The sequence below is a fragment of the Pseudomonas sp. NPDC090203 genome, assembly GCF_044746765.1.
GTDB lineage: Bacteria > Pseudomonadota > Gammaproteobacteria > Pseudomonadales > Pseudomonadaceae > Aquipseudomonas > Aquipseudomonas putida_AD.
In genome coordinates this window covers 143760-158695 of sequence record NZ_JBIVCV010000005.1, presented here as the reverse complement: position 1 = coordinate 158695, position 14936 = coordinate 143760, and the positions used below count along the sequence as shown (strand labels likewise).

General features: G+C 60.0%; 22 protein-coding genes. 8 read left to right on the top strand and 14 right to left on the bottom strand.

The annotated features are described in order from the left end of the window. Positions 1 to 100: 100 nt before the first annotated feature. Both ACIPO9_RS10655 and ACIPO9_RS10650 read left to right on the top strand, forming a co-directional pair. Positions 101 to 415, top strand: coding sequence for a hypothetical protein (locus ACIPO9_RS10655; protein WP_274132875.1), 315 nt, complete (start codon positions 101 to 103; stop codon positions 413 to 415). A gap of 297 nt (positions 416 to 712) precedes the next feature. Further along, entirely contained in the window at positions 713 to 925 is a 213-nt protein-coding gene (locus ACIPO9_RS10650) for a cold-shock protein (RefSeq protein ID WP_003179963.1), read from the top strand. Between the two features lie 60 nt (positions 926 to 985). Here the strand turns inward: ACIPO9_RS10650 and ACIPO9_RS10645 are convergent, their stop codons facing one another. After that, entirely contained in the window at positions 986 to 1309 is a 324-nt protein-coding gene (locus tag ACIPO9_RS10645) for an I78 family peptidase inhibitor (RefSeq protein ID WP_400780736.1), read from the bottom strand. Between the two features lie 334 nt (positions 1310 to 1643). On the opposite strand from ACIPO9_RS10645, the gene ACIPO9_RS10640 reads away from it, so the two are divergent. Then, on the top strand, positions 1644 to 1841 hold the full coding sequence (locus tag ACIPO9_RS10640) for a hypothetical protein (protein WP_274132873.1): 198 nt from the start codon (positions 1644 to 1646) through the stop codon (positions 1839 to 1841). 7 nt (positions 1842 to 1848) lie between these two features. Here the strand turns inward: ACIPO9_RS10640 and ACIPO9_RS10635 are convergent, their stop codons facing one another. The 7 genes from ACIPO9_RS10635 to ACIPO9_RS10605 all read right to left on the bottom strand — a co-directional run bounded on the left by ACIPO9_RS10635 (position 1849) and on the right by ACIPO9_RS10605 (position 8871). Beyond that, positions 1849 to 2877 carry a nucleoside hydrolase gene (locus ACIPO9_RS10635; RefSeq protein ID WP_400780734.1) on the bottom strand — a complete coding sequence of 343 codons (1029 nt, stop codon included), beginning with the start codon at positions 2875 to 2877 and terminating at the stop codon, positions 1849 to 1851. 41 nt (positions 2878 to 2918) lie between these two features. Continuing rightward, positions 2919 to 3323, bottom strand: a complete 405-nt coding sequence (rbsD, locus tag ACIPO9_RS10630; RefSeq protein WP_400780732.1) for a D-ribose pyranase — start codon at positions 3321 to 3323, stop codon at positions 2919 to 2921. After that, positions 3320 to 4237, bottom strand: a complete 918-nt coding sequence (gene rbsK, locus ACIPO9_RS10625; protein WP_400780731.1) for a ribokinase — start codon at positions 4235 to 4237, stop codon at positions 3320 to 3322. Before rbsK ends, rbsD begins: the two co-directional genes overlap by 4 nt. A gap of 34 nt (positions 4238 to 4271) precedes the next feature. Next, complete coding sequence (locus ACIPO9_RS10620; RefSeq protein WP_400780728.1) at positions 4272 to 5297, bottom strand: LacI family DNA-binding transcriptional regulator; 1026 nt, start codon at positions 5295 to 5297, stop codon at positions 4272 to 4274. 1 nt (position 5298) lies between these two features. After that, positions 5299 to 6294 carry an ABC transporter permease gene (locus ACIPO9_RS10615; RefSeq protein ID WP_274132867.1) on the bottom strand — a complete coding sequence of 332 codons (996 nt, stop codon included), beginning with the start codon at positions 6292 to 6294 and terminating at the stop codon, positions 5299 to 5301. Then, entirely contained in the window at positions 6294 to 7844 is a 1551-nt protein-coding gene (locus ACIPO9_RS10610; RefSeq protein WP_400780726.1) for a sugar ABC transporter ATP-binding protein, read from the bottom strand. The genes ACIPO9_RS10615 and ACIPO9_RS10610 overlap by 1 nt, the downstream gene beginning before the upstream one ends. A gap of 67 nt (positions 7845 to 7911) precedes the next feature. Further along, a complete protein-coding gene (locus ACIPO9_RS10605) occupies positions 7912 to 8871 on the bottom strand; it encodes a sugar ABC transporter substrate-binding protein (RefSeq protein ID WP_400607638.1) in 960 nt (319 codons plus the stop codon). A gap of 310 nt (positions 8872 to 9181) precedes the next feature. Here ACIPO9_RS10605 and ACIPO9_RS10600 point away from each other — a divergent pair, with 310 nt between their 5' ends. Then, positions 9182 to 9451: a hypothetical protein gene (locus ACIPO9_RS10600; protein WP_274132863.1), complete on the top strand. Its 270-nt coding sequence runs from the start codon at positions 9182 to 9184 to the stop codon at positions 9449 to 9451. A gap of 8 nt (positions 9452 to 9459) precedes the next feature. Here ACIPO9_RS10600 and ACIPO9_RS10595 read toward each other — a convergent pair whose 3' ends face one another. Both ACIPO9_RS10595 and ACIPO9_RS10590 read right to left on the bottom strand, forming a co-directional pair. Further along, positions 9460 to 9762 (bottom strand): DUF1883 domain-containing protein, encoded by a 303-nt coding sequence (locus tag ACIPO9_RS10595; protein WP_400607641.1) that lies wholly within the window; start codon positions 9760 to 9762, stop codon positions 9460 to 9462. Between the two features lie 55 nt (positions 9763 to 9817). Next, a complete protein-coding gene (locus tag ACIPO9_RS10590) occupies positions 9818 to 10042 on the bottom strand; it encodes a YgdI/YgdR family lipoprotein (RefSeq protein ID WP_274132862.1) in 225 nt (74 codons plus the stop codon). A 203-nt stretch (positions 10043 to 10245) separates the two neighbouring features. Here ACIPO9_RS10590 and ACIPO9_RS10585 point away from each other — a divergent pair, with 203 nt between their 5' ends. Together ACIPO9_RS10585 and ACIPO9_RS10580 are read left to right on the top strand one after the other, a co-directional pair. Further along, positions 10246 to 10497, top strand: coding sequence for a DUF1654 domain-containing protein (locus ACIPO9_RS10585; RefSeq protein WP_400780724.1), 252 nt, complete (start codon positions 10246 to 10248; stop codon positions 10495 to 10497). Between the two features lie 113 nt (positions 10498 to 10610). Beyond that, a complete protein-coding gene (locus ACIPO9_RS10580) occupies positions 10611 to 11675 on the top strand; it encodes an endonuclease/exonuclease/phosphatase family protein (RefSeq protein WP_400607643.1) in 1065 nt (354 codons plus the stop codon). 58 nt (positions 11676 to 11733) lie between these two features. Here ACIPO9_RS10580 and ACIPO9_RS10575 read toward each other — a convergent pair whose 3' ends face one another. Further along, complete coding sequence (locus ACIPO9_RS10575) at positions 11734 to 12063, bottom strand: hypothetical protein (RefSeq protein ID WP_400780721.1); 330 nt, start codon at positions 12061 to 12063, stop codon at positions 11734 to 11736. 481 nt (positions 12064 to 12544) lie between these two features. Here ACIPO9_RS10575 and ACIPO9_RS10570 point away from each other — a divergent pair, with 481 nt between their 5' ends. Both ACIPO9_RS10570 and ACIPO9_RS10565 read left to right on the top strand, forming a co-directional pair. After that, the gene (locus ACIPO9_RS10570; RefSeq protein ID WP_274132858.1) at positions 12545 to 12769 is read left to right on the top strand and encodes a DUF6555 family protein; all 225 of its coding nucleotides are present in this window, start codon (positions 12545 to 12547) and stop codon (positions 12767 to 12769) included. Between the two features lie 83 nt (positions 12770 to 12852). Beyond that, positions 12853 to 13107 carry a hypothetical protein gene (locus ACIPO9_RS10565; RefSeq protein ID WP_274132857.1) on the top strand — a complete coding sequence of 85 codons (255 nt, stop codon included), beginning with the start codon at positions 12853 to 12855 and terminating at the stop codon, positions 13105 to 13107. A gap of 200 nt (positions 13108 to 13307) precedes the next feature. Here ACIPO9_RS10565 and map read toward each other — a convergent pair whose 3' ends face one another. From map to ACIPO9_RS10550, 3 genes are all read right to left on the bottom strand, one after another. Continuing rightward, positions 13308 to 14093 (bottom strand): type I methionyl aminopeptidase, encoded by a 786-nt coding sequence (gene map, locus ACIPO9_RS10560; RefSeq protein ID WP_274132856.1) that lies wholly within the window; start codon positions 14091 to 14093, stop codon positions 13308 to 13310. Then, a complete protein-coding gene (locus ACIPO9_RS10555; protein WP_274132855.1) occupies positions 14090 to 14341 on the bottom strand; it encodes a ParD-like family protein in 252 nt (83 codons plus the stop codon). Before ACIPO9_RS10555 ends, map begins: the two co-directional genes overlap by 4 nt. An 88-nt stretch (positions 14342 to 14429) precedes the next feature. Next, positions 14430 to 14768, bottom strand: coding sequence for a helix-turn-helix domain-containing protein (locus ACIPO9_RS10550; RefSeq protein ID WP_400607648.1), 339 nt, complete (start codon positions 14766 to 14768; stop codon positions 14430 to 14432). Between the last annotated feature and the right edge of the window lie 168 nt (positions 14769 to 14936).

Sequence of the window (14936 nt, the reverse complement as noted above, 5' to 3'; positions counted from 1 at the left end):
ACACCCTGCACTGAACTGGAGCCGATCCCTGCCGTCAGATAAACCGAGGCCCGTTAAAGACTTGCGCCAACGCAGGTCCCACCGATAAAAGGAATCAACCATGAAGCTTCTACGTGTTGCCGCCCTCCTCGCACCATTGGCGTTGACTCTTCCGCTCAGCGCTCATGCCGCCATGGACGCGAAGACCAAAACCAGCTACATGAGCGAGTGCACCGCCGCCGCCACCCAGAACAACCCGGGGATGGACGCCAATGCCGTCAAGGCTCATTGCGAGTGCGGAGCCCAGCAGATCAACAAGAACTTTTCGGACAAGGAAATTGCTTCGCTGAATGACAAAACGACGCCTCCGAGTACCGAAATGACCTCTCGCCTGCAAAAAGCGGTGGGCGAAAACTGCCTGAAGGGCAAAAAATAAAAAATTTACACTTCTCTACAAAAGCGTCGCCCGCAGCCTGCGGAAGATTTTCGACGCAATCGCTGAAGCCCGCCAAACTCGCGGGCTTCAGTCATTTGACGAGACAGTTTGATGGGTGTCGAAGAGGCCTGAATCGGGCCACTGGCAAATGATTTGGACGTATCTATTTGCGTCATTGGCGCAAAGTTCTTACTGAAAAAGTCCAGCTTTCACACAATTCGACTATGATACCTCGCGTGTGCCCAGTTGGCCTGAGCAGCACAGCACTACTGAATATTATGTTTTTGGAGATACACCATGTCTAATCGCCAAACCGGCACCGTAAAATGGTTCAACGATGAAAAAGGCTTCGGCTTTATCACTCCACAGGGTGGCGGCGACGACCTGTTCGTACACTTCAAGGCTATCGAATCCGACGGTTTCAAAAGCCTGAAAGAAGGCCAGACTGTCTCCTTCGTGGCTGAGAAAGGCCAAAAGGGCATGCAAGCCGCTCAGGTTCGCCCGGAGTAATCCGAGCGCGCTGAAAAAACCCCGTCACTGACGGGGTTTTTTTATGCCTGCGTGAAAGCTTCAGCCGCAGTTGACGCGGTTGACCGTGGCCGCCTGGTCAGTGTTCAGATTCAGGCGGTCGGAGCGGTACTCCATGGTAATCATGTCGTTGGGACCCAGCACGCGTGCGGTCTGCGCACCGGCCTTGACCCGCGCCTGCTCGAGCAAGGCCGGCGTTGCCGGTTTGCCGACTGCGAACTGTGCAGCGGCGGCATCACAGCGGGAATGACCCAATTCGGTCGCGGCGCTACTTTCGGCGGGCTTGGACGATTCGGACGTCGTGCTACAACCTGCCAGCAGTGCCGCTACCAGAACCAGACCCGATGATGCGTATTTCCAGGGCATACAGCCTCCTTGTGTTTACGTGAACCAGAACCTCTGCGACAGCACCCGGCCCGCTTGGTTTCCCCGGGAGGCGGCGAAGCCGTGCAGATCGGCAGATCTGGCTGGATATGGAGTCTGCCCGAGCCCGGGTTTGACGCAAGCATGCAAATCGTCACAAAACGTTTGGTAACTTCCTCTGCCGCCACGCCAAAAGCACGCTCGATGCCTGACGCGAGCGGCGTTTCATGCCTAAGTAGCAGTGTGCAGTCCTGAGCAAAATGCTTTACTGCGCTGCCAGCCAGACGCGCTGGCACGGACACCAGGATCGTGATCGGTTTTTTAAGGACGTCAAGACATGGCAAGCGTAAGCATCGTTGCTGACATCAGGGCCAGATGGTCCCAGGGCCAATGCGCCCACAGCCCCGGCAGCGCCGAGGAGTTGGCGATCATCGCAGTTGACCTTCTGGTCAGGGAACTGGGCACCGACGGCGCCCAGGTGTTCATGGACCAGGTGTTTCTGCGCTACGCCAGCGAGGCCTTGAGCGACGCCTGAGCATGGGTCACTTGAGCCGCGCCAGGCGCTCGGTCAGCAGATCGAAGAAGCCCTGAGCATCGCCATTCTCGATCCAGAACACATTCCTGGGCTGGCCCAGGGTGTCATACCAGTCGGCGACGGTCTGGCCAAAGCCCGGCCCTTCGCGGCTGTCGATCACCACGTTGATCTGCCTGCCGGTGAACAGTTCGGGCTTGAGCAGCCAGGCAATCACGCTGGCATCGTGTACCGGGCCGCCTGGCAACCCGTAATGCACCATGTCCGCCTTGACGTACTCATTGAGAATATTGCCCACCAGCTTACCGGCGTTGTTGTTCAGCGCCTCGATCTGTTTGAGGCGCTGCTCGCTGGTCAGGATCTTGTGGGTCACATCCAGCGGCACATAGGTCAGCTTGACGCCGCTGGCGAGCACCACCTTGGCCGCATCCGGGTCGGCAAACAGGTTGAATTCGGCCACCGGGGTGATGTTGCCGCCATTGAAATGCGCACCACCCATGACCACCACTTCCTTGATCCCCTGGGTGATTTCCGGCGCCTGGATCAGCGCCAGCGCGAGGTTGGTCTGCGGCCCGAGCATCGCAACGGTGATGCTGTGGGGCGCAGCCTTGCTCAAGGTCTCCACCAGGTACTGCACGGCGTTACCCTTGGCCAGGCCCTTGGCGGGTTCGTGCACCTCGACGCCCGGCAAGCCTCCCTTGCCGTGGATGTTCTCGGCGTAGATCGGCGGGCGCACCAGTGGCCGCCCTGCTCCGGCGTACACCGGCACCTCTTCGCGCCCTGCCCACTCGCGGGCAAGACGGGCATTGCGCGACGTCTTGTCGATGCGCACATTGCCGGCAACCGTTGTGATCGCCAGGACATTGAGCTCATCCTTCGACGCCAGTGCCAGAAGCAGGGCCACGACATCATCGGCGCCCGGATCGGTGTCGATGATCAGGTCACGGCGTTCGGCGGCCTGGGCCGCAGTGGCGGAGAAGATGGCCAACAGTGCGATGCTCCGGATCAGGTCGAGGAATGAAAGACGATTCTTGTGCATGTGAAACTCCCTGTTTCATGGGTATGGAACATAGTGCGAAATCAGAAGACCACACCTGCGACCAGCGCAATGTTGGTGTAGGGCTGGCATTCCCCTGTGCGCACGATGGCGCGGGCGCTGCGGCTCAATTGCTTGAGCGCTTCATGGCTGACCACCCGTTGCTCGCCCAGGCCGCCTTCTGCGTTGAGCCTGTCCAGAACGCTCAGCGCCGGAGGCTGCTTGAGACGAATCTCTTCTGCCAGCACATGGCTTTCCACCTGCATTTCTGCCAGCACCGTATCCAGCACGCTGACGAAATCCGGAACGCCCCGGGTCAGGGCCAGGTCGATGAGCTCCACGCCAGGGGGCACCGGCATACCGGCGTCGACAATCATCAGCACATCGCCGTGCCCCAGGGAGGCGATGACCCGCGACAGTGCAATATTCAACAGCGGCGTCTTTTTCATGGTTGATACCCCTGGACTTCAGCGAAGGTTGGAATGGACGGCTGGGCGCCCGAACGGGTGACAGACAACGCCGCTGCGATCTGTCCGAAACGTATCGCCTCGGCTTCGGATTTTCCGTCAGCCAATGCCGCCGCAAATCCGCCGACGAAAGTGTCGCCCGCTGCAGTGGTGTCCACCGGCTTGACCCTGGGCGCAGGGAAATGCTCGACACGTTCCTGGCTTGCGAACAACGCGCCCTGCTCGCCCAGGGTCACCACCACCTTGCCGACGCCTGAGGCGAGCAGGGTTTTCGCGGCGGATTCGGCACTGGCCGGGCTATCGACCGGCAACCCGGTGAGCGCCGTGGCTTCGCTTTCGTTGGGGATCAGGTAATCGACCCAGCCGTACCATTGCTCTGGTAGCGGGCCGGTGGCGGGTGCCGGGTTGAGAATGACGGTCTTGCCCAGTTCATGACCGCGCTTGAGCACGTGGCCCACCGTGCTCTCGGGCACTTCCAACTGGCAGATGATGACTTCGGCCTGCTGCAACAGAACGTCGAAACCGTCCACCACGCTGGCGCTTACATGCCCGTTGCCGCCGGCAACGATGACGATGGCGTTCTGGCTGTTATCGTCGACCACGATCAAGGCAACGCCAGTGGACTCACCGGCAATGGTCGTCACCGCCTGGCAATCGATGCCTTCGGTCAGCAACGCACTGCGCAATTGCTCGCCGTAGGCGTCGTCACCGACACAGCCGATCATCGCGACGCTGGCCCCCAGCCGCGCGGCGGCCACCGCCTGGTTCGCGCCCTTGCCGCCCGGGACGGTCACGAAGGATTGCCCGGCCAGGGTTTCTCCGGCGCGCGGCAGGCGCGGCGCCCTGGTCACCAGGTCCATGTTCAGACTGCCCACTATCACTACTTTTGCTTGCATGACGTCAATACTCTTCAATCCGGCCTCAGCCGGCTCAGCGAAACTCGTTGAATGCGTTGGGCGGTGGCGCCGTGGACTCGCGCAGCACCATGCTCGGTGCGACGATCGACTGTTGCACATCAGGCGCCTCACCGCGCGTGGTGATCCTGCGCAGCAACACCTCGGCGGCGCGCTCACCCAGTTGCAGGATCGACTGCCCCACGGTGGTGAGCGCGGGGTAGACGAACTGGCTCATCTGGATGTCGTCGAAACCGACCACCGACAGATCGGCCGGCACTTTTACATTGCGCTCGGCCGCCGCACGCAGCACACCGATGCCTACCATATCGTTGGCAGCGAAGATTGCCGTGGGGCGATCTGTTTCCAGCAATGTACAGGCGGCCTGATAGCCACTGGGCCCGGTGAAGTCGCTCTCCACCACCCAGCTGTCCTGTACCTCGACGCCTGCTTCGCGCATCGCCCGCTGATACCCGGCCAGACGCATGCGCGCCACGCTGGTCTGCGCCGGACCGCAGATGCAGGCGATATGCCGGTGGCCCAGTTCCAGCAGGTGCGAGGTCGCAAGCCAAGCACCCAGTTCGTGGTCGATCCGTACCAGGTCCGCAGAAATGTTTTCCAGATCCCGGTCGACGATCACCAACGGGGTGCGAACAGCAGCCAGGCTTTCGACCAGGCTGTCGTCGCCGCCCACCGAGGATACGATCAGGCCATCCACGCGTTTTTCCAGCAACACGCGCAGGTAATTGCGCTGTTTTTGCAGGTTATCGTCGGAATTGCAGAGGATCACGCAAAAGCCGTTGCGTTCGCAGTAGTCCTCGATGCCGCGGGCAAGTTCGGCGAAGTACGGGTTGATGCCATTGGGGATCAACAAGCCGATGGTGGCCGTGGACTTGGCCTTCAGCGAGCGCGCCACGGCACTGGGCACGTAGTCCAGTTGGGTGATGGCCTCCTCCACTTTCTTGCGCACGGCGTCACTCACTGGCCGTGTGCGGTTCAGCACATGGGAAACCGTGGTATAGGAAATGCCTGCAAGTGCCGCAACGTCTTTGATAGTGGCCATATCAGCCCCGCCGTTTCGCGCGGTGGCTGCGGTAGGTGTCGAGGATCACGGCCACGACGATCACGGCACCTGTGATGATGCGCTTGGTGGGTTCGGTCGCGCCGATCTGCGCAAGCCCCGCCGCCAGCACCGAGATGATCAGGACCCCGAAGAAGGTACTGATGACCGAACCGCGGCCGCCCATCAAGCTCGTCCCGCCAATCACGACGGCGGCGATGACCTGCAGTTCCAGACCGGAACCGGCGTTTGGATCGGCAGCTTCCAGACGGGAAATCTGGAACAGTGCGGCAATGCCCGCCAACAATCCCATCAGGGAAAACACCAGGATCTTGTAGGGCTTGGGATTGATCCCCGCCAGACGCACGGCTTCCTCGTTGGTGCCGATGCCGATCAGGTAGCGTCCGAACACTGTGCGGGTGAGCACCGCTTGCGCCGCGAAGATTACCAGCAGCGCAATCACGAACGACGGCGAGATGCCAAAGGCGAACGGGTTGGACAGCCAGGCGAAGGAGTCGCCGATGTACGCGGTGCGCGAATCGGTCAGTTGATACGCCACGCCCCGGGCCATTTCCAGCACGCCCAGGGACACGATGAACGATGGAATGCGCCAGGCCACGGTGATCGAGCCGGTCAGCGTGCCTGCGGCGGTCGCGCAGGCGATGCCCAGCAACGCCGATGGCAGCACGCCCCAACCCCAGCCGAGCATCGCGACACTTACCGCCGACGCCGCCAGCGCCAGCACCGAACCGACCGACAGGTCGATGCCGCCGATGATCAGGATGAACGTCATGCCCACCGCCAGCACCATCAGGTCAGGGATCTGGTTGGCCAGGGTGCTGAACGTCTCATAGGACAGGAAGTGATCGCTGAGCAACGAGAACAGCACGATCATCGCCAGCAGGGCGCCGGCCAGCCCCAGGTAGGTGCCAAGGCCGAAATAGTTGCCGCTGCGCTTGCCTGGCGATGGCAGCGCGGCTTGTGTGGTAGAGGTTTTCATCAGGCAGTCCTGGGCGCGGCTTCAGACAGCAGCGCATCACGTTTTTGATAGCCGGCAAAGGCAGCGGCAAGAAGTTCGTCCTGGGTCCAGTGGTCGCGCTCGAAGGTGTCGATCAGGCGCCCGGCGGAAAGCACACCGATGCGATCGCAGATCAGCATCAGCTCGCGCAGGTCGCTGGACACCACCACCAGCGCCCGGCCCTGGCGCGTCAGCTCGCCAAGCAGCGCATAGATGTCGAATTTGGCGCCCACGTCGATGCCGCGGGTGGGTTCGTCGAACAGCATCACCTGGCAGTCGCGCTCCAGCCAGCGGCCGATCACCACTTTCTGCTGGTTGCCGCCGGACAGTTCCGACACCAGTTGCGTCGGACTGGAACTGCGAATGCGCATGGCCTCTACCTGACGCCGGGCCAGGGCCATTTCTGCGGCGCCGTTGACCACACCGGCGCTGGAAATCGCTTCCATGTTGCCCAGCGCGATATTGGCGCTGATCGACTGCGACAGCAGCAGGCCTTCACCCTTGCGGTCTTCGGTAATCAGGGCGATACCATGGCTGACAGCGTCCACCGGCGAGTTCACCCGCACCTGCCGAAGCGGTTGCCCCACTTCTACGGTTCCGCTGTCGGCGATGTCGGCGCCGTAGATCAGCCGCAGCAACTCGGTACGCCCCGCGCCGATCAGTCCGGAGATGCCAAAGATCTCGCCGGCGCGCACGTCGAAGGACACATCGCGAACCTTGTCCGAGCGGCTCAGCCCCTTGACCGACAGTGCCACTTCACCGATCTGCCGTTTGCCCAGATCGATATGCTCGCCCAGCTCGCGGCCGACCATCAGCGTCACCAGCTGCTCGCTGTTGTAGTTGGCCATGGCAGCGACGCACACCAGCTTGCCGTCGCGCAGCACGGCAATGCGCTGGGCGACACGGGCCAGCTCTTCAAGGCGGTGGGAGATATAGATGATGGACACACCGCGATCCTGCAGGCGCGTGATCTGCTCGAAGAGCATTTCGACTTCGCGGGCCGTCAGCATGGCGGTCGGCTCGTCGAGAATCAGCACATGGCAGTCGCCGATCAGGTTACGGGCGATCTCGACCATCTGCTGATGGCCAATGCCCAGCTCGCTGACCAGGGTGTCGGGGTCGATGGCATCCAGACCCACCTGGGCCATGGCCCGGGTCGCGTCTTCGCGCAGCTTCTTGCGATTGATGAAACCGGCCCGGCTGGGCAGGTTGTCGAGAAACAGGTTTTCGGCCACCGACAGCGTCGGCAGCAGGTTCAGTTCCTGCATGACCATGCGCACGCCGAGCTTCTCGGCCTGGGTACGACTGGCTGGCTGGTAGGGTTGCCCCTGGAATTGCATCTGGCCGGTGGTGGGCGTGACCAGGCCACCGATGATTTTCGACAGGGTGCTTTTGCCTGCGCCATTTTCCCCGGTCAGCGCCAACACTTCCCCGCGCATGAGCGTCAGGTCGATGTCACCGAGAACAGGTTGGGCGTAGGTTTTGCCAATGCCACTGACAGATAGAACAGCGGCCTGAGCAGACGCTGACATAACGCTCTCCACGCGCCTGCCCCTACGGGCAGACGCTGCTTACAGATGATTGCGACAGATCCCGCGCTTACTGCGCCTTGGTGACCAGCTCGACCGGGGTCTCGATAACGCCGTCCTTGATGTCGAGCTTCTCGCCCTTGACCATTTTCAGTGCGGTATCAATGCCGAACACAGCCTGCCGGGCGGCAAACTGGTCAGCTGTCGCCAGCACGCGACCATCCTTGAGCATAGGCTTGATGGCATTGATGTTGTCGTAGCCTACGACTTGCACCTTGCCGGTCTTGCCTGCGGTCTTGACTGCGGACACTGCACCCAGCGCCATGCTGTCGTTGCCGGCCAGCAGTGCTTTCAGGTTCGGGTGAGCGGTGAGCATGGCAGCGGCCACGGCGTTGCCTTTGTCGATTTCCCAGTTACCCGACTGGGTGGAGACGATCTTCATCTGCGCGCCATCCATCGCATCCTTGAAGCCTGCGGTGCGTTGCTGGGCGTTGGTGGTGGTCGGCACGCCTTCGATGATGCCGACTTCGTCGCCTGCGGCCAGTTGCTTGGCCAGGTAGTCACCCACCAGCTTGGCGCCTTTGCGGTTGTTCGGGCCTACGAAAGGCACTTCGATGTTCTTGCTTTTCAGCACATCGGCGTCGAGTTGGTTGTCGATGTTGACGACCTTGATACCGGCATCCATGGCCTTCTTGATGACCGAAGCCAACGCTTTGGAATCAGCGGGCGCGATGACCAGCGCGTCGACTTTCTTGACGATCATCTGGTTGACGATGTCGATCTGCGCGGCAGTGTCGGACTCGTTCTTGATGCCGTTGGAGATCAGGTCGAAATCGGCGGAATGTTGTTTCTGGTATTCCTTGGCGCCATCTTCCATGGTCAGGAAGAACTCGTTGGCCAGGGATTTCATCACCAGAGCGACGGTCGGTTTCTTTGCGTCATCGGCGAAGGCAGAGGTAACAGGCAGGGATACAGCGCCAGCGGTGAGCATGGCTACAGCAAGAAGACGTGCAGCGAATGGCAGCTTCATGGAGTCACTCCGATATTTATGATTATTGTATCGGCAACGAATGCGGGTCATTTTTGGCAACGCTGACCAGAAGCAAACGTTTGCGTGGTCGAAACTATGGGCAATCGCTCAATGCTTTGTCAACTGCGCAGGCACCGCAACCGCTGAAATGCCTGACCTTTGCAAGCCTTTGTGAGCTTAGACTCAAATAGAAATATTATTCGCACCCAGGGCCTGTAATCAGTGCGGCTGCGCTAATATGCCCGCCGTCAGGCAGCGCCACGCTGGCAGCGGTGTCGCACTATTTCGATGGATGTGGGGAACAACAACGATGGACCCGGCCGTAACGGACACACGCGCCGAGGAAGGATCAGATCCGGCCTCGGACTTCATTGCGTCGATGATTTCTTCCCTTCCCGGTTCAGGTGCGATTGGCAAGAGCCGGGAGGCTCAACGACAGTGGTATGAATCCCTGTCGCAGGAGCAGCAGATGCAGGTCCGCGACAGGATCCGCGCCGAGATTTCACGCATCCGGTCCCAGTTCGGCAAGCGAACCGACTCGATTGCCGCGCCTGCGGTCAGGTTCCGCGATTACGGTTGAGCCGCGCTTCAGCCCAGCCTTGAGCCTGAACGTCGAACGATCTTGATCGAGTGTTTGACGTTCGGCTTGCGGGTCACGCTGATCGCCCTCTGGGTCACGGTGTCGATCGTGATGTTCCAGAAACCGGTGCTGGGCACCACGATCTTCGCCGGAAACCGGTCGAACGCGCCGCCGTGATAGGTGTGGCGCCCGCCATTCTTGAAACTGCGGAAATTGGCGTCGCTCATGAGGCGGATGTTGCAGGTGTTGGAACACTCGATGACCACGATGTCGTCTTCGTTGAGGTGTTCGCGCTGGTGGATGAATTTCACGGGATGTTTCCAAGAATAAAAGCCTGGGTGCCAGAATATCACGGCACCCTTTGGCTTAGTCCTCTTCCTTCACCGTGGCAACTTCGTCTGCCCGGACCTTCACGGTCTTCCCGGAAATGTCCTTGAACTCGTAGAAACCATCGTCGCTCTTGGTCTTGGGCAAGTCCTTGGTCACGTATTGCGTGCCGTTCTGCAAGGTCACCACCGTGGCAGTCGAGCATCCGGCCAGCAGGGTGCAACCGATCAGTGCCGCGCACAGCCCCAACCCTTTGATATTCATGACAACTCCTTTATTTCCGATCATCGCGAACCGAATCGCCAACAGAGAATCTGATCGGTTTGATCGACTTTGGTTCGCTGGCGGGAAATCAATGATGAAATCAACGGACCACAGCCTCGTGAGAGTTTGTCTTACGTCGATGTTGCGAAACGTCCCACTCTGAAATACTGTATGCACGTACAGCAATAACAAGGGATTTCTTCGTGTCTGATACCACCTCTTCAGCGGCCGCCCTGCCCGGTTCCTACGAACGCCTGGGCGTACGCATCCAGAAAATCATCAACGCCCCCACGGCACAGCGCTCCCGCTCTGCCCTGATCTTCCGCTTGGCGGACGAGCAGGAAGATGACTGGAACCAGTTGCTGGAGGAGATCGCCGAGAACGACAACGTCACCCTCGCCTGGCGCGATGATGGCGGCGTGCAGATCTTCTGGACCGTGCCCAGGGAAGACTGATTCGTGCAGGCCTGACCTGCGTTTCCTTCGCCCGCATCCCCCTGTAAATCCACCCGCCGACGAGACCCGCGCTCGTTCGGCTTTCGTTTGATCAAGCCTCTAGTTGGTAAATGATGTTCAGATTTTTTGTTTCGCTGTTGCTGGCCCTTTCTTTTCTGCAAAACGCGAGCGCCGACGTCAATATCGGCACCTGGAACCTGGAGCACCTGAGCGTGCGCCCCAACAAGGACTTTCAAGGCATCGCCAAGGTCGCGCAGAAGGTCGACTTTCTGGCCGTGCAGGAATTGATGAACGAAGAGGCGCTGGATGCGCTGGCCAAGGAGTTGAGCAAGCAGACCGGCAAGCACTGGAGCGCCATGGCCTCTCACGCCGTGGGGCGTAAGTCCTACAAGGAAATGTACGGTTTCGTCTGGCGTGACGACGTGGTGGCCTATGAAGACGGCGCGGTGACTTACCTGGACCGCAACGACACCTTCGAGCGAGAGCCGTACTCCGCCCGCTTCAAGTCACTCAAGGACGGCACCACGTTCGTGGTGGCGACGGTCCACATCCTGTACGGCAAGAGCCAGGCCGACCGCGCCTCGGAGATCACCGCGCTGTCCGATTACTGGACCTGGCTGAAAGACACCTACCCTGGCAACAACCAGATCATGCTGATGGGTGACTTCAACACGCCACCGACCTCCCCTGCCTGGGGCAATCTGGATGCCAGCGCCAAGCCGCTGGTGCTGACCGGGGCGAGCACGCTGTCGACCACCGACGGCAAGTTTTCGAACCTGTACGACAACATTTTCGTCAGCAAGAACTCAGCGATCCGGGTCAACAACGTGCAGATTTTCAACTACCCGAAATTTCTGGGCATGACCCACGCGCAAGGGCGCGACAGTGTGTCGGACCATGCACCGGTGTTCATCAGCGCGAACTTCAGTGGTGGCAGCCAGGCCACCGCGCCAACTCAGGCCAAGGCACCGCTGCCCAACCCGATGAAGCCTTCGACAGCCGCCAACGACAGCGGGAAAAACCTCACCGTGGCCATTCGCGGCAACAGGAAGACCATGGTTTATCACCGCCCGGGTTGCCCGTCCTATGACGCCATTGCCGAGCAGAACCGCGTCGAGTTCGCCAACGCGGCCGCCGCCGAAGCACAGCACTATCGCCTGGCAGGGAACTGCCACTGATCGAAGGGATGACCGGGAGGGGCGCAGGCCACCTTCCGGTCATACGGCATGGCGGGTGCTACTTGCGCGCCAGATCGTGCTGGATGCAACCCTCGTAGTAGGTCTGGCGTACTGCCGAAGGCTTGAGGCGTGAACGGCTCCTGTAGGTCTGCTCGGTGATGCCCACCGCCATCTTGCGCATCCACGGCTTGGGATATTGCCTGCCCTGCAACTTCTTGCGTGCGCTGTACAGCGTGGTGCCTGAGAGCTTGGATTGCTGGGCAGTCTGCGCCACGCCAGCGCCCCATTTGCAGACTTGCTGGTCGTTCTTGCTGATGCTCCGGGCCTCGGCCGGCAACGCTGCCGCCATCAAGATAAACGCCACCACGCCCAAACCCATTCTACGCATACGCCCTCGTCCCGGAATTGCCTGAAAAGAAAGGATTTTTTCAGAAAACAGCACCCATGCGGGCCATCAGATTGCCTTTTTTCACAAAACATTTCGATTGGCCTGCTTCAGCGACGTCACGCACTTTGGGACGCCGGGCAATGCCTATCCAAACACGTGCAGTTACACATTGCTTCGACGCTTCGGATAGAACTGTCCATCCAAACAGATATGGCACAAGGCCGCTCATCGGCCACCGGTTCAAAAGCCCGCCAAACAATGCAATTCTCTCGCGGTCGGTAGCCAATGCACAGCATGTGCAGCTACTCGTCTCAGGCAGAGAAAACGCGGCACGATCCCGGGCAATGTATTGATACAGCCTGTATCGATCTCGAAATGAAGTGACAGCACCCCTGATGCATGGGGTAGGCATTCTGTCAGGTACATCAGGAAGTACTCAATTTCAGAGCGGCGTGCACGACGCCCCACAGGCCAGATGACGATGAATGACTCTAGGGATTTTGAAATTCATTACCAGTTTCGCGGCGAATCCAGACAATTTTCCCACCACGCACGGCACCTGTGCGAAAGCGAAGCCTTGCACTTCGCCACCCTGCACGCAGGTGTGGGCGATCTGGACGGCACCTTCACCGCAGGCCCCTTGCGGCTCGCCATGCGCCATGCCGAAGGGCTTGGCGTGACTCAGGTTCAATGGAAACGCGCCTGAAACGATAAAAGTCCAAACCAACGCCCGATGCGGTGGTCGGTATCTACAAGCAGCGCTCATTACACCAGCAAAGCGAGGAAGATATGACCATCGACAACACGCTGAAGAAAGAGGTTCTCACCCGACTGTTGCACGCCCACCCAGGCGGCCTTGGCAAGGAGGTGCTGGACAATTACCGAGGAGAGCACGCCGTTGCCGACACCCTGGAACACCTGCAGCAGGCAGGCCTGATTCATGACGGTTGCGTTGACAGCCCCGCCAAAGGCGAACGCACCCTGAAATACCCGGTCAAGCTGAGCTCTGCGGGCGTCGATGCGGCCAAACAGCTCCAGGGCTGACCTGCCCTGAACGTAAAAAACCGGCTAAGGCCGGTTTTTTACTGGGTAACGGTCTGGTGTTCTCCCCAAGTGCTGCACGCCTGATCATCCATGAGCCGGTCAGGGGCAGCACTCCAGGGGAACGAGAATAAGACTACAAGCTGGGTCGCTTTTTCGTCACTGAATCAATTGTGTCTTAATTCGTCTGGAGGCGTTCTGCCTCACACCGGCGGGTAGCTGCCAGTGCCATCCGGCCACGGGGTCAGCAGTTCAAAGCCGGTCTGGGTCACCGCCACCATATGCTCCCACTGCGCCGACAGGGACTGGTCGCGGGTGAGCACGGTCCAGCCGTCATCGAGCACATGGGTGCCAGGCTTGCCGGCGTTGATCATCGGCTCGATGGTGAACACCATACCGGGCTTGAGTTTCAGGCCCTTGCCTGCAGCACCGTAATGCAGCACCTGAGGCTCTTCGTGGTATTTGCGGCCAATGCCGTGCCCGCAATACTCGCGCACCACGCTGAAGCCCTCGCGATAGGCCACGGTCTGGATCGCGTGGCCGATATCTCCCAGGGTCGCGCCAGGGCGCACCGCGTGAATACCTGCCAGCGTGGCTTCGTAGGTAGTTTCCACCAAACGCCTGGCCAACGGGCTGACTTCGCCGACGTAGTACATGCGGCTGGTGTCGCCGTACCAGCCATCCTTGATGACCGCCACGTCGATGTTGACGATATCACCTTCCTTGAGAATATCGTCCGCACTCGGAATACCGTGGCACACCACGGTGTTGGGCGAAATGCAGGTGGTCTTGGTGAAGCCGTGGTAGCCGACGTTGGCCGGCGTGACCTTCAACTCGTTGACGATGTAGGCGTTGCAGATGTCATCAAGGGCTTCGGTGCTGACACCCGGCTTTACATAAGGGCCAATCATGGCCAGCACATCGGCAGCCAGGCGCCCCGCTACCCTCAGACCGACCAGATCGGCTTCGCTCTTGATGCTGACGCTCATTGCAGCACCGCCTTGACCTGAGGTTCGCTGACCGTCTCGTCGGGCTGTAGCCCATGCAGCGCGTGGCCCGAGGTTTCGGCGCGAATCAGCAACTGACAGATGTCACTGTAGTTCAGACCCGGATTGAGCTCTGCCAGCATGCCGACGCGCATCCAGTGCTCGGCCTGGGCATTGATGGAGCGGCTCAGCGCAGCGCTGGCCGAGCGGATGTTAGCGTGCATGTGTTCGGAAATCTTGACCAGTCCCATAAATGACCTCGCGATGAATATACGAAGCATATACGTTTCGTATACTGCTTCACAAGCTCGCTGTCAGTATGGGTAACACATGCGCAGGCTAGCTCGCAGGCTCGGGGGCACACTCGGACAACGATGTGGCCAACTGCGAGATGGCCTCCTGATCGTCTTCGTTGAGCGCCCGGTAGTGGGTGATGATTGCCCTTTCCGCGTCGTTCAGCGTGTCCATGGTCAGGGGTGTGCGTTCGCCCGACACCACGTACAGCACGTCCATCCCTTTCTTGCCCAACGCGACGAGGTAGTCGGCACGCGGAATGCGCTCGCCATTCTCGTATTTGCCCTGGGCATTGGCTTCAACACCGCCAATGGCCCCGAACTCCTGTTGCGAGAGCCCCAGGCGTTTGCGCTCTTCTTTCAAGCGGGTACCAAGATCTTTCATCAGACGGGCCTCGAAACGGGTTGTGTCTAAACCAAGACCCCATTGGTCCGAGGGAGTTGCCATCTACCCGACAATTGTTCAAGCTGCGCGCTTTTGGGCCTCATGGAATCCCGGAGCAGGCCGATAGATTCGGATGGACAGTTTGCCATTTGCAATGGCAACCCGATT

What these genes read in the sequence shown, in the direction of transcription:
- ACIPO9_RS10655 (WP_274132875.1), top strand. Translation starts at nt 101, where the DNA reads ATGAAGCTTCTACGTGTTGCCGCCCTCCTCGCACCATTGGCGTTGACT.
- ACIPO9_RS10650 (WP_003179963.1), top strand. Translation starts at nt 713, where the DNA reads ATGTCTAATCGCCAAACCGGCACCGTAAAATGGTTCAACGATGAAAAA.
- ACIPO9_RS10645 (WP_400780736.1), bottom strand. Translation starts at nt 1,309, where the DNA reads ATGCCCTGGAAATACGCATCATCGGGTCTGGTTCTGGTAGCGGCACTG.
- ACIPO9_RS10640 (WP_274132873.1), top strand. Translation starts at nt 1,644, where the DNA reads ATGGCAAGCGTAAGCATCGTTGCTGACATCAGGGCCAGATGGTCCCAG.
- ACIPO9_RS10635 (WP_400780734.1), bottom strand. Translation starts at nt 2,877, where the DNA reads ATGCACAAGAATCGTCTTTCATTCCTCGACCTGATCCGGAGCATCGCA.
- rbsD (WP_400780732.1), bottom strand. Translation starts at nt 3,323, where the DNA reads ATGAAAAAGACGCCGCTGTTGAATATTGCACTGTCGCGGGTCATCGCC.
- rbsK (WP_400780731.1), bottom strand. Translation starts at nt 4,237, where the DNA reads ATGCAAGCAAAAGTAGTGATAGTGGGCAGTCTGAACATGGACCTGGTG.
- ACIPO9_RS10620 (WP_400780728.1), bottom strand. Translation starts at nt 5,297, where the DNA reads ATGGCCACTATCAAAGACGTTGCGGCACTTGCAGGCATTTCCTATACC.
- ACIPO9_RS10615 (WP_274132867.1), bottom strand. Translation starts at nt 6,294, where the DNA reads ATGAAAACCTCTACCACACAAGCCGCGCTGCCATCGCCAGGCAAGCGC.
- ACIPO9_RS10610 (WP_400780726.1), bottom strand. Translation starts at nt 7,844, where the DNA reads ATGTCAGCGTCTGCTCAGGCCGCTGTTCTATCTGTCAGTGGCATTGGC.
- ACIPO9_RS10605 (WP_400607638.1), bottom strand. Translation starts at nt 8,871, where the DNA reads ATGAAGCTGCCATTCGCTGCACGTCTTCTTGCTGTAGCCATGCTCACC.
- ACIPO9_RS10600 (WP_274132863.1), top strand. Translation starts at nt 9,182, where the DNA reads ATGGACCCGGCCGTAACGGACACACGCGCCGAGGAAGGATCAGATCCG.
- ACIPO9_RS10590 (WP_274132862.1), bottom strand. Translation starts at nt 10,042, where the DNA reads ATGAATATCAAAGGGTTGGGGCTGTGCGCGGCACTGATCGGTTGCACC.
- ACIPO9_RS10580 (WP_400607643.1), top strand. Translation starts at nt 10,611, where the DNA reads ATGTTCAGATTTTTTGTTTCGCTGTTGCTGGCCCTTTCTTTTCTGCAA.
- ACIPO9_RS10575 (WP_400780721.1), bottom strand. Translation starts at nt 12,063, where the DNA reads ATGCGTAGAATGGGTTTGGGCGTGGTGGCGTTTATCTTGATGGCGGCA.
- ACIPO9_RS10570 (WP_274132858.1), top strand. Translation starts at nt 12,545, where the DNA reads ATGAATGACTCTAGGGATTTTGAAATTCATTACCAGTTTCGCGGCGAA.
- ACIPO9_RS10565 (WP_274132857.1), top strand. Translation starts at nt 12,853, where the DNA reads ATGACCATCGACAACACGCTGAAGAAAGAGGTTCTCACCCGACTGTTG.
- map (WP_274132856.1), bottom strand. Translation starts at nt 14,093, where the DNA reads ATGAGCGTCAGCATCAAGAGCGAAGCCGATCTGGTCGGTCTGAGGGTA.
- ACIPO9_RS10555 (WP_274132855.1), bottom strand. Translation starts at nt 14,341, where the DNA reads ATGGGACTGGTCAAGATTTCCGAACACATGCACGCTAACATCCGCTCG.
- ACIPO9_RS10550 (WP_400607648.1), bottom strand. Translation starts at nt 14,768, where the DNA reads ATGAAAGATCTTGGTACCCGCTTGAAAGAAGAGCGCAAACGCCTGGGG.